15 protein-coding genes and 1 other RNA gene are annotated in these 15046 nt (G+C 49.5%); all 16 read left to right on the top strand.

The genetic code is table 11. The features are described 5' to 3' along the window. Positions 1-286: 286 nt before the first annotated feature. The 16 genes from FYJ51_RS13810 (at position 287) to FYJ51_RS07100 (ending at position 15012) form a co-directional block, all read left to right on the top strand. On the top strand, positions 287-853 hold the full coding sequence (locus FYJ51_RS13810; protein WP_205946233.1) for a YdcF family protein: 567 nt from the start codon (positions 287-289) through the stop codon (positions 851-853). Between the two features lie 248 nt (positions 854-1101). Then, positions 1102-1187: signal recognition particle sRNA small type (gene ffs, locus FYJ51_RS07170), an RNA gene on the top strand. Positions 1188-1193: 6 nt separating this feature from the next. Further along, positions 1194-1694: a nucleoside deaminase gene (locus FYJ51_RS07165; protein WP_105302435.1), complete on the top strand. Its 501-nt coding sequence runs from the start codon at positions 1194-1196 to the stop codon at positions 1692-1694. 67 nt (positions 1695-1761) lie between these two features. Continuing rightward, positions 1762-3495 carry a DNA polymerase III subunit gamma/tau gene (dnaX, locus tag FYJ51_RS07160; protein ID WP_154504518.1) on the top strand — a complete coding sequence of 578 codons (1734 nt, stop codon included), beginning with the start codon at positions 1762-1764 and terminating at the stop codon, positions 3493-3495. A gap of 2 nt (positions 3496-3497) precedes the next feature. Next, positions 3498-3797 carry a YbaB/EbfC family nucleoid-associated protein gene (locus FYJ51_RS07155; RefSeq protein WP_105302437.1) on the top strand — a complete coding sequence of 100 codons (300 nt, stop codon included), beginning with the start codon at positions 3498-3500 and terminating at the stop codon, positions 3795-3797. A gap of 3 nt (positions 3798-3800) precedes the next feature. After that, positions 3801-4394, top strand: a complete 594-nt coding sequence (gene recR / locus FYJ51_RS07150; RefSeq protein ID WP_105302438.1) for a recombination mediator RecR — start codon at positions 3801-3803, stop codon at positions 4392-4394. Positions 4395-4416: 22 nt separating this feature from the next. After that, on the top strand, positions 4417-6084 hold the full coding sequence (locus FYJ51_RS07145; protein WP_154504516.1) for a formate--tetrahydrofolate ligase: 1668 nt from the start codon (positions 4417-4419) through the stop codon (positions 6082-6084). 16 nt (positions 6085-6100) lie between these two features. Continuing rightward, positions 6101-7012 carry a hypothetical protein gene (locus FYJ51_RS07140; RefSeq protein WP_154504514.1) on the top strand — a complete coding sequence of 304 codons (912 nt, stop codon included), beginning with the start codon at positions 6101-6103 and terminating at the stop codon, positions 7010-7012. Then, positions 7002-8882 carry a tRNA uridine-5-carboxymethylaminomethyl(34) synthesis enzyme MnmG gene (mnmG, locus tag FYJ51_RS07135; RefSeq protein ID WP_154504512.1) on the top strand — a complete coding sequence of 627 codons (1881 nt, stop codon included), beginning with the start codon at positions 7002-7004 and terminating at the stop codon, positions 8880-8882. Before FYJ51_RS07140 ends, mnmG begins: the two co-directional genes overlap by 11 nt. After that, complete coding sequence (locus tag FYJ51_RS07130; protein ID WP_154504510.1) at positions 8879-9496, top strand: hypothetical protein; 618 nt, start codon at positions 8879-8881, stop codon at positions 9494-9496. Before mnmG ends, FYJ51_RS07130 begins: the two co-directional genes overlap by 4 nt. Further along, a complete protein-coding gene (locus FYJ51_RS07125) occupies positions 9486-10751 on the top strand; it encodes a glycoside hydrolase family 10 protein (protein WP_154504508.1) in 1266 nt (421 codons plus the stop codon). Before FYJ51_RS07130 ends, FYJ51_RS07125 begins: the two co-directional genes overlap by 11 nt. 55 nt (positions 10752-10806) lie before the next feature. After that, positions 10807-11505 carry a 16S rRNA (guanine(527)-N(7))-methyltransferase RsmG gene (gene rsmG, locus FYJ51_RS07120; protein WP_154504506.1) on the top strand — a complete coding sequence of 233 codons (699 nt, stop codon included), beginning with the start codon at positions 10807-10809 and terminating at the stop codon, positions 11503-11505. A 12-nt stretch (positions 11506-11517) separates the two neighbouring features. After that, positions 11518-12324, top strand: coding sequence for a nucleoid occlusion protein (locus FYJ51_RS07115; protein ID WP_154504504.1), 807 nt, complete (start codon positions 11518-11520; stop codon positions 12322-12324). Positions 12325-12343: 19 nt separating this feature from the next. Continuing rightward, the gene (locus tag FYJ51_RS07110; RefSeq protein WP_154504502.1) at positions 12344-13135 is read left to right on the top strand and encodes a ParA family protein; all 792 of its coding nucleotides are present in this window, start codon (positions 12344-12346) and stop codon (positions 13133-13135) included. Continuing rightward, positions 13135-14040 (top strand): ParB/RepB/Spo0J family partition protein, encoded by a 906-nt coding sequence (locus FYJ51_RS07105; RefSeq protein ID WP_105302446.1) that lies wholly within the window; start codon positions 13135-13137, stop codon positions 14038-14040. Before FYJ51_RS07110 ends, FYJ51_RS07105 begins: the two co-directional genes overlap by 1 nt. A gap of 81 nt (positions 14041-14121) precedes the next feature. Next, positions 14122-15012 carry a fructose bisphosphate aldolase gene (locus FYJ51_RS07100; RefSeq protein WP_154504500.1) on the top strand — a complete coding sequence of 297 codons (891 nt, stop codon included), beginning with the start codon at positions 14122-14124 and terminating at the stop codon, positions 15010-15012. The last annotated feature ends 34 nt before the right edge of the window (positions 15013-15046 follow it).

Here is a 15046-nt window from a genome sequence, read left to right as displayed (position 1 = left end):
CGTAAGACAGGAGAGTCAGACTCCTGTCTTTTTTATGAAGAAAGGGAAGATATAATAAGAGAGAACAACTAAAAATGTTTCACGTGAAACAATTGCCAAGACTATGAAGATACTGGAGATAGCAGGTCTGTTCGGAACCATATGGTTTCTATGCACAGAAGGATTAGGATACTGGAATATCGGAACAAATACGGGTCTGATTGTCTCAGTACTGATATTTCTGGCGGCAAAATATCACTGCCAAATCAGAGAATGGTGCAGCAGACATAAGAGCAGATTTTATAAAGTGATTTGCTCCATCTTATATCTAGTCATTGCTGCTGTCATTTCCCTGGCAGTGATTACAACCGGTCTGATCCTGTCCGTTCATAGCAATGGTCAGAAGGAGAACAGCACGGTAATCATTCTGGGAAGCGGCGTCAATGATGATGGCAGACCATCAGATGTAATGCGTGAGAGACTGGATAAGGCACTTGAATATCTGAATGATAACCCTCATTCAGCAATTATCGTTTCAGGAGGGCTGGACGATCAGGGAGGATACACAGAAGCAGAATCCATGAAAGATTACCTGATCGAACATGGAATCAAATCCGACCGAATCTATCTGGAAAACCAATCTCATTCCACCAGAGAAAATATCGAATATTCTGAAACAGTCCTGCAGAATAATCATCTCAGTGCCTCCGTCCTGATTGTCACTTCTGACTTCCATCTGTATCGAGCAGGATACCTTGCCCGGCATTACCATCTGGACTACGAATTGCTTGGTTCCCCGACTCCGTGGTATGTTCTGCCTTCTTACTGGATTCGTGAAATGTATGGAATTCTCCATGAATGGATTGCAGACTAATTCCCTAACGTCAAGATGTGGCATCTCCGAGGGCAGAACAGGGAAAATCTGATCAGAAAAATTGTGATGCTGAAATGAACGATGAACGAAAATGAGATTGGTAATGATGTGTAAAATAAAAATTCGATTCAGGAAAACGGACGTTTCAGCATTGCATGCCAGAAAATGGCTTATTTATGCAGGTTTCAGAAGGTCCTGAAAACGCTGATTCCGGAAGTTGATGAAAGCTTCTGTTTCCGGTATAATCACATTGGTACAGCAGACATGGTATACAACCTGGTCAGGTCCGGAAGGAAGCAGCCATACCTACTTATGTCTGCGTGTACCACTTTTTATTTCTATGAAAGAGAAGACTGCAGAAGATTTCATGAGACTTGCACTCCGTGAAGCGGAAAAGGCGAGAGTGATTGATGAAGTTCCGGTCGGGGCAGTGATCGTCCGTGATGGGAAAGTCATTTCGCGTGCACATAATCTCAGAGAGAAAAATCAGAAGGCAGATGCGCATGCAGAAATGCTTGCAATCCGGAAAGCTTCGTCAAAACTCGGGACATGGTGCCTGGATGACTGCGATCTTTATGTGACCCTGGAACCATGCATGATGTGCACCGGGGTAATAGGTCTTTCAAGGATCCATGCATTATATTATGGAACTAGTGATCCGAAAGGAGGAACGGTAGATTCTCTGATCCAGATCAAGACGATCCGCCATATCGGAACATATCCGAAGGAGATCCATTCCGGTATTCTGCAGCCAGAGTGCTCTGCGATTCTCTCTGACTTCTTCCGGGAAAAGAGAAAGAAGAAAAAAAGAGACAGAAATGAGTTCAGAAAGGCTCAATAACTGTATATCCCGTGCCGTTTATGTGTACGGGATTTTGTTATAATTGAAGTAGTTTGTGAGGAATTCCATGAGTCGTTTGGCACTGTATCAGAAATATCGTTCTCAGACATTTGATGAAGTCGTCGGCCAGGAATATGTCGTTCGCTCCATCAAAAATGCACTGAAGGAAAATAAAGTAGGTCATGCATATCTGTTCTGCGGTCCTCGCGGAACCGGAAAGACCACGATGGCTCGTCTGCTTGCCAGGGCAGTGAATTGCGAGAATCCGGCAGAAGCTCCCTGCGGCCATTGTGCAAACTGCAGAGCGGCAATTGAGGGAACGCACCCTGATATTATTGAAATCAATGCGGCAAATGAAACGCATGTCGAAGATATCAGAGATCTGATTGAACGGTCCCGTCTTGCACCGATGATGGGTAAGCATAAAGTCTATATCATCGACGAGGTTCATCAGCTGAGTACGAGTGCTGCATCCGCACTGCTGAAAACTCTGGAAGAACCACCGGAACATGTGATCTTCATTCTGGCAACAACAGATCCTCAGAAGCTGATCAATACGATTATTTCAAGATGCCAGAGATTTGATTTCTCGAAGGTGGATACGACGCTGATCAAAGATCATCTGCTTTTGATTGCATCAAAGGAGAATTTCCATCTTGATCAGAATGCGGCAGAGAAGATTGCAGAACTGTCGGATGGCGGCATGCGCGATGCCTTGAGTATCCTCGAGCAGGCAGCTTCTTATTCCGCTGATAATATCACGGAAGAATCTATCGATGAGATTTACGGACTTGCATCTGCTGAAGAGAAGATCGGTCTTCTTGATGATATCTTTGCAAAGAATCTGGCTGGAGTCCTGGATCGGATCACCAACTCAGAACAGCATGGAATTGATCTGAAACGTCTGACCGCAGATCTGATCAGTGCCTTGAAAGATGGGGTGATCTGGAATTACACCTCGGATGCTTCGCTGCTTCATGTGCTGACGGAACAGCAGGCTTGTCATGTATCAGAAGGACACTCTTCAAGAGAGCTGCTGGATATGATACGCACGCTGATGGATGCGCAGAACCAGTATCGCAATGCGCAGAGCACCGCTCAGGTATTCGAGATTGCATGCATGGAGCTTATTACGCCTTCTGAAGCGGTGATACGAACTTCTGAACCTGCAGAAGAAAAACCTTATGTACCTGAAAAGAAGAAAGAACCGGAACCGGTGAGCTTCCATGCAAGCATGAAAACGGAACCGGCTGATACGATTCCTTCGATAACTCCTGCGGAAGAGAAACCAGAACCCGTTTTGAAGACGGATTCCGGAAAGAAAATTGAATTGCTGGATCTCGATCACCTGACGGCATTCCTTGTCTCCTGCACAAAGGCAGACAAGAAAGCAGATGATGAGATTCTGAAAAAGCTGACAGGCGGAATTCAGATGAATCGCTATATCGGAGTGCTTCGGCAGTGTGATCTTGGTGCTTCCGGTGCGGATCGCATTCTGTTCATCTGCAGAACTCAGGCGGTGGTCAATCAGATTTCTGAGGCGGATTTCAACCGCGGGTTCTATGAATATCTGAAATCAAATGGAATTGATAAGATGCCGTTTGCAGCATCAGCGGATCTGTATGCAGAAGTGAGAAGTCATTATGCTTCGCTGATGAAGGGCAAAGCCCTTCCGGAAGCGATGGTGGTTCATCGCTATGAAGAACCCGAGAAGAAAGTAGAAAAAGAACTGACTCCGGAAGAGAAGACTCTGAAATTATTCGGAGCAGAGAATGTGGAAATCATAGAAGGAGATAAATGAGTATGGATATGCAGAGACTGATGCAGCAGGCGCAGCAGATGCAGCGAAAGCTTGCAAAGATTGAAGAAGAGCTGGACGCAACAATCTATGAAGGAAAGAACAATGGAGTGGAAGTCAAAGTAAATGGCAAGAATGAAGTGACTGAAGTCTCCATTGATGAAGATCTTCTGGATAAGGAGAACAAGGATATGCTGCAGGATATGGTCATGCTTGCAGTCAATGATGCGCAGGCAAAAGCAAAAGCTGATCGGGAAGCGAAGATGGGCTCTGTGACACAGGGCGTCCGCATGCCGGGGATGTAAAGAATGTATCCGGCTAGTCTGGAAAAACTGATTGAATGTTTCCGGAAACTTCCAGGAGTCGGTGCTAAGACTGCGGAGCGTTATGCACTTCTGATCAGTGAGATGGAAGAGTCACAGGTCAGGGAATTTGCAGAAGCACTGATTGATGTGAAGGAAAAGCTGCATCATTGCAGCATCTGCGGAAATCTTTCTGAAGGAGAAGAGTGTTCGATCTGCAGTGATCCGGATCGGAATCATAAGCAGATCTTCGTGGTTCAGTCTCCGAAGGATGTGATTGCCATGGAGAATACGGGAGAATATCACGGAGTCTATCATGTGCTGAATGGACTGATTTCTTCCACCAAGGGAATCATGCCGGAGGATCTGAATCTTGATTTGCTTGTGGAGCGCGCCATGCATGCAGAGGAAGTGATCATCGCTACCAATGCAACAATGGACGGAGAAACAACGGCAATGTATCTGGATCGTCTGCTGAAGCAGAAGTGTCCGGGTTTATTGGTAACCAGAATTGCCCATGGCTTGCCGGCTGGGGGAATGCTTGATTACGCAGATGAGATGACGCTGAGCCATGCGCTGTCTGATCGCAGAAAAATGTAAGGAAGGAAAGGGAGCTGGAATTATGAACAATGATCTGACAATTGCACAGGCAGCAAAACTGGAAGACATCTTCACGATTGCAGATCGTGCAGGGATCGACCGGAAGTATCTGGAACCTTATGGAAATGATAAAGCGAAGGTCTCTCTGAAGATTCATGATGAAATCGGCTCCCGTCCTGATGGAAAGCTGGTCCTCGTCACAGCGATCACGCCGACGAAAGCCGGAGAAGGAAAGTCAACCACGACGATCGGTCTGGCAGATGGTCTTTCAAAGATCGGAAAGAAAGCAATGGCATGTCTGCGTGAACCGTCTCTTGGTCCGGTATTCGGTCTCAAGGGCGGTGCTGCCGGAGGCGGCTATGCGCAGGTTGTTCCGATGGAAGAGATCAACCTTCACTTCACCGGAGACATGCATGCAATCACGACGTGCAATAACCTGATTGCTGCCGTTCTCGATAACAGCATTTATCAGGGAAATGAACTGAATAGCGATCCGGAGCAGGTTGTCTGGAAGAGATGCATGGATATGAACGACCGCACGCTCCGCGATATCACGATTGCGCAGAACAAGAAGACCAACGGAGTCGAGCGCAAGGATCATTTCGTGATCACAGTTGCGTCAGAAGTCATGGCAGTTCTATGCCTGTCTGAGAATCTGAAGGATTTCCAGAACCGGATTGGTGAGTGTATCGTAGCATATACGTATGATCATAAGCCGGTGACGGTAAAAGATCTGAAGGTTGATGGTGCAGCAGCAGTGGTCATGAAAGAAGCAATCAAGCCGAATCTGGTACAGACGCTGGAACATACACCGGTTCTGATCCATGGCGGTCCGTTTGCCAATATCGCACATGGCTGCAATTCCATCATCGCAACCAAGACAGCTCTGAAGCTTGCAGACTATGTCGTGACAGAGGCAGGCTTCGGTGCGGATCTCGGAGCTGAGAAGTTCTTCGATATCAAGTGCCGCACTGCCGGTCTCAAGCCGGATGCGGTTGTGATCGTTGCGACGGTAAGAGCTCTGAAGATGCATGGCGGAGTTGCGCAGGAAGATCTGGAAAAGGAAAATGTGGAAGCCATGCTTGCAGGTGCTTCGAATCTCGAAAAGCATATCGACAGCATCAGCCAGTATCATGTTCCGTATATTGTCGCGATCAACAAATTCGCAAAAGATACTCCGGCAGAAGTGGAAGCACTTCTGAACTGGTGCAGAGAAAAGGGATACCCTGTTGAAGAGTCTGATGGCTGGGCAAAGGGCGGCGAAGGAACGAAAGAGCTTGCTTCGCATGTCGTGAAGCTCTGCGAAGAACCGAATGCATTTGCGCCGCTGTATGATGTGAATGATTCCATCGAAAACAAGATCTCTCTGATTGCACAGAAGATCTACGGTGCAGATGGAGCTGAGTTCTCTCCGGAGGCAGAAGAGAAGATTGCATTCTACAAGGAACAGGGATGGGATCGTCTTCCAATCTGCATGGCCAAGACGCAGTCTTCGCTGAGTGATAATCCGGATCTCAAGGGCAGANCGACAGGTTTTGTCATCCATGTCCGAGATCTTTCTATTTCAAAAGGTGCTGGGTTCATCGTTGCGTATACGGGCTCTATTCTGACGATGCCGGGACTGCCGAAAGATCCGGCAGCGCTGCATATGGGAATTGACGAGAACGGAAACAGCTACGGAATCTTCTGAGAATCAGGGGTAGGAAATGAGTTCCATTGCGTATGCGACTGATCAGAAAATGATTGAATATCACCGTCTTTGCGGAAGCCGCAATATCAATTTCTGGCGGCTTTCTGCACGGACCGGGTTTTCAGATTTTCATAAGGGAGATCTGCTGTTTTTCTATGCCCGCGGATTGCGGGGAAAGAAGAAGGGTCTGGTCGGGTATGCGCATTTCGACAGCATGCATACGCTGAATCTGAAGCAGATGTGGAACCGCTACGGAACGCTGAACGGATATGACAATCTGCAGGATATGCAGAGGACAATCGAGAAGGCGTCGAGAGATCATAAAGTTCCGGAGAAGATGACGGGCCTGTATCTGACGGATGTCGTGTTCTTTCTGGAACCGGTATATCCGAAGGATATCGGGATCACGATCAATGACAAGCTGGAAAGCTTCACCTATCTGGATCAGGATGATCCATCGGTTACCGTCCGGATTCTGCAGGAAGCTGAGAAGATCGGAATTGATGTATGGTCCAGTTCGCAGAGCCGGGAGCGGGAGACGATTTTCCGCAAGGATGAACTGCGTCAGCAGATGGCATTCATCCATTCCGAGATTCTGGATCCTTCGCTGACCAGATCAGAAGAATCAAAAGCCAGGAGTCTTGCAAAGAGATGTCTGGAAGAGCAGAAAGACTTTGAGCTGATCCGGGGAAGCCATACGGATCTGATCCGCATTGATGAGAAGAAGATGATCATTGCGCTGCCGTTTGTTTCGCAGGCAAAAGATCATTCTGAGCGGCTGCTCGAATTCCTGGGAAGAGTGACGTATTATAGACTGCGGATCTCAGCAGAGAAGCTGAGGATACCGAAGACGGAATTCCGGATCCTGGAAGAAGAGGCACATCCGGAACTGGAGTCTTTCCTGGAAGAGCTGAACCATGAAGAATGATTATCAGGTAATTGTGATCGGCGGGGGCCATGCGGGAATTGAAGCAGCTCTTGCCTGTGCGCGTCTGGGGCATCGGACCCTGATGCTGACACTGAGTATTGAGAATATCGGCAAGATGCCATGCAACCCTTCGGTAGGAGGTCCTGCCAAGGGCATTGTCGTGCGCGAGATTGATGCGCTGGGCGGACAGATGCCGATTACGGCAGACCGTACTGCCTTGCAGTTCAAGATGCTGAACAGTGCGAAGGGCCCTGGGGTCCGGGCATTGCGGGTGCAGTCAGACAAGCTTGCTTATAAAGCGATGATGCAGGAGGTATGCCTGCATCAGCAGAATCTGACCGTCATGGCAGGAATGGCCGTGCGGCTGAATGTGCAGGACAGCAAGGTCACGGGAGTTACGCTGAAAGACGGAAGTATCATCACTTCTGATATCGTGATTCTGACAACCGGCACCTATATGGCTGGTCTGAACATGATCAGTGCTGAAGTGACGCCGGGCGGACCGGATCGTGAAGAGACGACGAATGAGCTTTCGCAGTCTCTGCGGGACGCAGGGCTGCGCACGTTCCGTCTGAAGACCGGAACTCCGCCGAGAGTGCTGACTGCTTCGATTGATTTTTCAAAGACGAAACTGGAGCCGGGAACAGATGCGTTCCTGGCGTTCAGCGAGACGACGGAGCACATCCGCCCGTTCAGTGAGCAGGTGCCTTGCTACATGACCTGGACGACTCCGGAAACTCATGAGATCATCCTTTCAAATCTGAACCAGTCTTCGATGTATTCCGGTGTCGTGAAAGGTGTAGGCCCGAGATACTGTCCGTCCATTGAAGACAAGCTGGTGCGCTTCAAGGATAAGCCGAGGCATCTCTTGTTCCTGGAGCCGGAGAGTCTTTCTCTGGATACGACGTATGTGCAGGGATTTTCCACTTCTCTGCCGAGAGATGTACAGGAGCGCATGACGCATACGCTGCCTGGCTTTGAGCATTGCATCATCAAGAAATATGCATATGCAATTGAATATGATGCGGTGGATCCCATTCAGATGAAGCCGTCGTTTGAGAATAAGTACATTGAGAATCTGTTTACAGCCGGTCAGGTGAATGGAACTTCTGGTTATGAAGAAGCAGCCGGTCAGGGTATTCTTGCCGGCATCAATGCGGCGAGAAAGCTGGAAGGAAAAGAGCCGCTGATTCTCGGCAGACAGGAAGCTTATATTGGTGTCCTGGCAGATGATCTGACGACCAAGGGAACGCTGGAGCCTTATCGTCTGCTGACCTCCAGAGCAGAGTTCCGGCTTCTGTTACGGCATGACAATGCAGAGCAGCGTCTGATTGAGAAGGGCTATGAAACCGGTCTGATCAGTGAGGAACGGCATGATAAGTATCTGGAAAAGCAGGCAAAGCTGAAGGAACTGAAAGATCATCTCTCGAATCTGACAGTAGAACTGGATGATCCGAAGGTCATGGCATATCTGAAAGAAAAAGGATATGAACCGGAAGGCCATATCGGCGAAAATGCTGAGAAGCTCGTGAAGCGGCCTGGCGTGACCAGCAGGGAGCTGCTGGAATGCCTTGGCGAAAATCCGGATCCGCGGACTGCTGAGAAAGCAGATATCGAGATCAAGTATGAGGGCTATATTGCCAAAGCAGAGCGGGAAGCGAAGAAGCTTGCAGCGATGGATTCGCAGAAGCTCGGCGTGAATTTCCGCTATGAAGAAGTTGATAATCTTTCCATCGAGGGAAGACAGAAACTGATGAAGTACAAGCCGGAGACGATGGGCCAGGCATCCCGGATCAGCGGGGTGAATCCGGCTGACCTTGCAGTACTGGCAATTGCGATCCGGCAGGGGAAAGGAGTTGCGAAATCATGAGATATCAGGATGTTGTTTCTTCTGTGTGCATCTATGGTCTGGAAGAGTCTGTGAAGGGATTTGAAGGAGAATCCGATCTTCCGGAGAAGTGTGATGAGGTTGCTGAACGGAATCTCCGTCTGGCGGATGTGAAGGCAGGCAGAGACAGTTTTCTGAATGGCGTGATTGTTCAGTTTGATCTGACCTTGACGAATAAGGCATGGAAAGATGCGGAGCGGTACCATTTTCTGACGTTTGTCAGCAGCCAGTCTTCGCTGCATCGGATCACGAAATTCGATCTGGATTCTGCTTATATCGAATATGTGGATCCGCGCATCATCGAGATCATGAAGGAAAAGACGAAGGCCTACAATGATCTGCAGGCTGATATTCAGAAGCTGAGTAAAGAAGGCAAGGATGTTTCCACACTCAAGGATCTTGCCAATCAGCAGTATCTGGAGATCATGTATTCCAATCCGGATGGATTCAAGATGACAGCTCGCATGACGACCAGCTACCGGCAGCTGAGGACGATCTATGCACAGCGCCGCAATCATCGTCTGCCGGAATGGCGGGCATTCTGCGACTGGATCGAGACATTGCCGAGTGCGGAGCTGATTACTGATGAAGCATAAGGGAACTCTGGGAAAGCTGCTGCTGAGCAGCTTTCTTCTGCTCTCCGGGTGCGGATCAGCGGCCGTGGAAGAAACGGCGACGGCTTCGCCTTCTGCTTCTGCAGAAAGCAGGCCGACGCCTGTGCCTGCGGTCAGTGCATCCTATGAACCGGTAAATCATTCACCGGAATATGGGGTGTGGTGGTCTTATATCGAATACCGCTCGCTCTGTTCTGAGGAAGATGAAACGGCATTCCGGGCTACGGTCGAAGAAGCGGTCCGGAACATGCAGGATCTTGGCATCAATACGATATATATCCATGCGGTTGCGTTTACAGATGCGCTGTATGATTCAGAGATTTATCCGCGCAGCCGCTATATGCCGGATACGTCATATGATCCGCTGGCGATCTTCCTGGAGTATGTTCATGCGGCCGGGATGCATGCGGAGGCATGGATCAATCCGATGCGTTCCGTGGCAGTCGGAGAAGAAGATCTGCTGACGGGAAATAATCCCATCAGGGGATGGATTGATGAGAATAATGAACGGGTCCGGCCGGTATCCGGCAGATGGTATCTGAATCCTGCTTATCCGGAAGTCAGGCAGCTGATTGTCTCCGTGGTGCAGGAACTGCTGTCGAAGTATGAGCTGGATGGCATTCACATGGATGATTATTTCTATCCATCCGGAACCGAGAAGAAGTTCGATGCCTATGTATATTCGACGGCACAGAAAGAAAATCCGGATCTGACCCTGGAAGCATTCCGAGTGGCAAATGTGGATCAGCTGGTCAAGGAGATTCATGATGCGGTGAAGGCAGTGAATCCTTCGATTCGCTTCGGAATTTCTCCGGCAGGAAATAATGATAATAATCATTCTCTTTACTATGCTTATCCGGAAGACTGGGTAGCCCAGGGAACTGTGGATTATCTGATTCCTCAGATCTACTGGGGATTCCTGCATCCGGTAAAGCCTTATGAGTCCACACTTCAGGAATGGCTGAAGATCACCGAAGGCAGCGATGTGCTCCTGATGCCGGGGCTTGCGGCTTACAGCATCGGCGAGACGTATGATCTCGGCAGTAAGAAGGCAAACCGGGAGTGGGTCACGAATGATGACATGCTGGAACGTCAGACGGCAATGGCACTCGATACCTATGGCTGCAGCGGCGTGGTGTATTACAGCTATTCTTCGCTGTGGGCGCCGACGGAAGATACCAAGAAAATTGTGGAAAACGAAATTGTCCACATAAAAAATTACATTTCGTCCCGCTGATGTCTTTCACCCGGGAAATAATCGTTGTAGAATGTCTGTACTGTGAGGTGAATTCATGACTCTGGAAGAATTGCGTCAGAAGGCGGGAGAGCTCGGGATCTCTCTTACGGATGAGATGCTCAGTCAGCTCAGTCAGGATGCAGTTCTTCTGAGGGAATGGAATGAAAAAATGAATCTGACTGCCATCACGGAGCCGGAAGAGGTATATCAGAAGCATTTTCTGGACAGCCTGATTCCGTTAGGCGAGGCAGAGATTCATGGCACGGTATGCGATGTGGGGAGCGGGGCCGGATTTCCCGGGATCATCTGGGCGATTGCGCGTCCGGACCTGAAGCTGGTTCTGCTGGAACCAACCGGGAAGCGGGTAGCGTTTCTGAATGAAGTCATTTCCCAGCTGAAGCTGCAGAATGTCATTGCGGTCAATGAGCGGGCTGAAGATTATGCAAAACAGCATCGGGAGTCCTTCGATGCGGTTACGGCAAGAGCGGTTGCGCCGCTGCCTGTATTAGCGGAATTATGCATTCCGCTTCTGAAGAAGAATGGTCTCTTCATTGCGATGAAGGGAAGCCGGGGCAGAGAAGAAGCAGCAGAAGCGAGACATGCGGTTTCCGTGCTTGGTGCAGAGAATGAGAAGATGGTCGATACTTCTCTGGAATCGGGAGATCTTCGCACGAATCTGATTTACCGGAAAGTGAAGAGCACCCCGGCAGAGTATCCGCGGCCTTATGCGCGGATTCATAAGAAACCGCTTTGATGGAGAGCAGTTATGGCAAGAAAGAATCTGTTTGACTTTTTTGATAAGAGCCGGACTGGTCAGGTTGTCAGTCTGCCAGTCAGTGAGATTCATCCTTCCCGCTATCAGCCGAGAGTCCGCTTTGATGAAGGAGCAATTAAAGAGCTCAGTGCTTCGATTCAGCAGAATGGTCTGATCACGCCGATCACGGTGAGACAGACCGAAGATGGCTATGAAATCATTGCGGGAGAACGGAGATGGCGGGCATGTCAGCTTGCTGGCATGAACGAGATTCCGTGCTATATCCTGTCGCCGGATGAAAACCAGGCCGCCGAGATGGCATTGGTGGAGAATATCCAGAGAGAAGATCTGACCGCAGTGGAAGAAGCTAAGGCTTATGTGCAGATTATGCGGCAGGCAGGTTTTACACAGGAGCAGGTTGCCGAGCGGGTCGGGAAATCCCAGTCTGCTGTGGCCAACAAGATCCGTCTTCTGAATCTTCCGCAGGAAGTGCAGGATGCGGTGGCTGACCGCAAGCTTTCAGAGCGTCATGCCAGGGCATTGCTTGCTCTGCCGGCAGAGAAGCAGACGAATGCATATCACTATATAGAAGAACATGGTCTCAATGTCAGGCAGACAGAGGCTTATGTGGAAAAGGTGGCAGGTCCTTCCAGAACGCACAGGCGTCAGAAGACCAGAGGATTTACGAGAAATATTCAGATCGGGGTCAACTCGGTGAACAAGTGCGTGAGCATGATTAAGAAAATGGGAATCGATGTCGTTACGGAGACGGAAGAAACCAGTACGGACGTCCGCATCATCGTGCGGTTCCCCAGGTAATGAATAAGGGGAAAGTGTTATGGGAAAGATTATTGCGGTTGCCAACCAGAAAGGCGGTGTTGGCAAGACCACTACCAGCATCAACGTCAGTGCCGGGATGTCCTATGTGAATAAGAAAGTTCTTCTGGTGGATTTTGACCCGCAGGGCAATGCGAGCAATGGCATCGGTGCAGCCAGAGTCGGGTTTGATCGGAACCATTCCGTGTATCAGGTTCTGATGGGCGATGATTTGGTAAGCAGCGCAGTCGTTCATCTGGATATGCCGCCGCTCGATCTGCTGCCGGCGACGATTGATCTGTCCGGGGCAGATGTGGAAATGGCGAGTTCCGAGTATACGGTAGGCAGAGAGAATCTTCTGAAGAAGAAGCTGGATCAGGTGAAGGATCAGTATGATTACATCATCATCGACTGCCCGCCGAGTCTGGGCCTTCTGAATACGAATGCTCTGACGGCAGCCGATTCGGTCATGATTCCGGTGCAGTGCGAATACTTTGCTCTGGAAGGACTGACGCAGCTATTGAGCACGATCCGGCTGGTGCAGAAGCTCTGGAATCCGCATCTCTCGATTGAGGGAGTGCTGCTGACGATGTTTGATGTCCGCACGAAGCTGAGCGTGGAAGTGCAGCAGGAAGTGCGGAAGTATTTCAAGGAAAAAGTATACCGGACGTATATTCCGCGCAATGTCAGACTGAGCGAAGCTCCTTCCAGAGGCCAGAGTATCTTTGAGTATGATACGCGCTCAGAGGGTGCGAAGGCATATATCAGCCTGGTTCAGGAAGTGATTACGCAGAATGAGAAGGGAGGACACTGATGGCGAAAGACAGGAAGAAGGAGCCTGCTCTCGGAAGAGGTCTGGACTCCATATTCGGTCATGATGTGGAAAAGTTCCTGGATGATATCCAGAACAATGCGACAGAAGCTCCAGGCAGAAAAGAAGTAGAAATTCCAGTCGGAGAGATTCGTCCGAATCCGTATCAGCCTCGGAAGGAATTTGATGAGAAAGCGCTGAATGAACTGGCAGATTCCATCAGGCTCCATGGGATCTTCTCACCGTTGCTGGTGCGCAAGAGCGTGCAGGGCTATGAACTCATTGCCGGAGAACGAAGACTTCGAGCAGCGAAGATTGCGGGCTTGGAAACAGTGCCTGCGATCTCGGTAGACTTCACGGAAGATCAGATGATGGAAATTTCCCTGCTGGAGAATATCCAGAGAGAAAATCTGAATCCGATGGAAGAAGCAGCGGCATTTGATTCTCTGATCCGCAGGCTTGGCTATACACAGGAAAAGCTTGCCGAGCGGGTCGGCAAGTCGAGAGAATACTGTGCCAATATGCTGAGACTTCTGAAATTGCCGCAGCCAGTGCAGGAGATGGTGACTGCCCGCAAGCTGACGATGGGGCATGTCAGACCGTTATTGAGTCTTGGCTCGGAAGATCAGATGTATGAGGCTGCTCAGGTCATTCTGAACAAGAAGATGAGTGTCCGGGAAGCAGAAGCTTATGTCAAGCAGCTGCAGGGCGATCAGGCTAAGATACATAAGAAGAAGGAACCGGAAAAGGATCCGATGATCCTGGATCTGGAAAGCCGCATGAGCAGCAGGCTTGGCACAAAGGTTACAGTCAGCGGGAAGAATCTGAGCATCCATTTCACGGATACCGATGATCTGAACCGGATCCTGGAACAGCTTGGAATGCTGGAAGAATCGAGGCAGGAGTAGTTCCTGTCTTTTCTTATGACTTCTGCTGAATACGTTCCGGGAAAAGTGCTATAACGGCATTGACAGGAGGTAGAAGTTCATATGAATGAAAAACAGCTGAATCGTATGCACAGCGGGCTTGGATTTGTTGCCGCACTGGATCAGTCCGGAGGTTCTACGCCGAAGGCACTGAAGGCCTATGGCCTGAAGGGAGACGAATGGCATAATGACGAGGAGATGTTTGATCTGGTTCATCAGATGAGAACCAGAATCATCACCAGTCCTGCGTTTACCAGCGAGCATATCCTTGCTGCAATCCTGTTTGAGAACACCATGGATCGCAAGGTGGAAGGCAGGTATACTGGCGACTATCTCTGGGAAGAAAAGGGAATTGTCCCGATTCTGAAGATCGATAAGGGACTTGCCGAAGAAGCAGATCATGTGAAGATGATGAAGCCGATTCCGGGACTGGACGAGACGCTTGAGCGTGCCCACAGAGAACGTCATATTTTCGGCACGAAAGAGCGTTCCGTGATCTATGACTATGATGAAGCAGGAATCCGGAAGATCGTGGATCAGCAGTTTGAGATTGCAGGGAAAGTAAGCAGTCATGATATGGTTCCGTTCATCGAGCCGGAAGTGGATATCCATAATCCGCATAAGGAAGAGTCAGAGAAGCTCTTGAAGCAGTGCTTCTTCGAGCATCTCAGCAAGCTGCCGGATTCTGCAAAGGTGATCTTCAAGCTCACGATTCCGACAGTTCCGGATTTCTATCAGGATCTGATGAAAGAGAAACATGTGGTCAGAGTCGTCGCCTTGTCCGGCGGCTATACCCAGGACCATGCATGCGAGCTGCTTGCCGAGAATCACGGCATGATCGCTTCGTTCTCAAGAGCGCTTGCTCAGGATCTGCGTCTGCAGCAGACCGATGAAGAATTCAATAAGACACTGAATTCTGCCATTGAGAAGATCTACCAGGCATCGATTGCCTGAATCTGATATGGAAACTGCAGGGAGAGCTGGTCAG

The sequence above is a fragment of the Stecheria intestinalis genome, assembly GCF_009696165.1.
GTDB classification, from domain to species: Bacteria; Bacillota_I; Bacilli_A; order Erysipelotrichales; family Erysipelotrichaceae; genus Bulleidia; species Bulleidia intestinalis.
The sequence above is the reverse complement of the archived record's forward strand: the minus strand, read 5'-3'. Positions and strand labels throughout refer to the sequence as shown.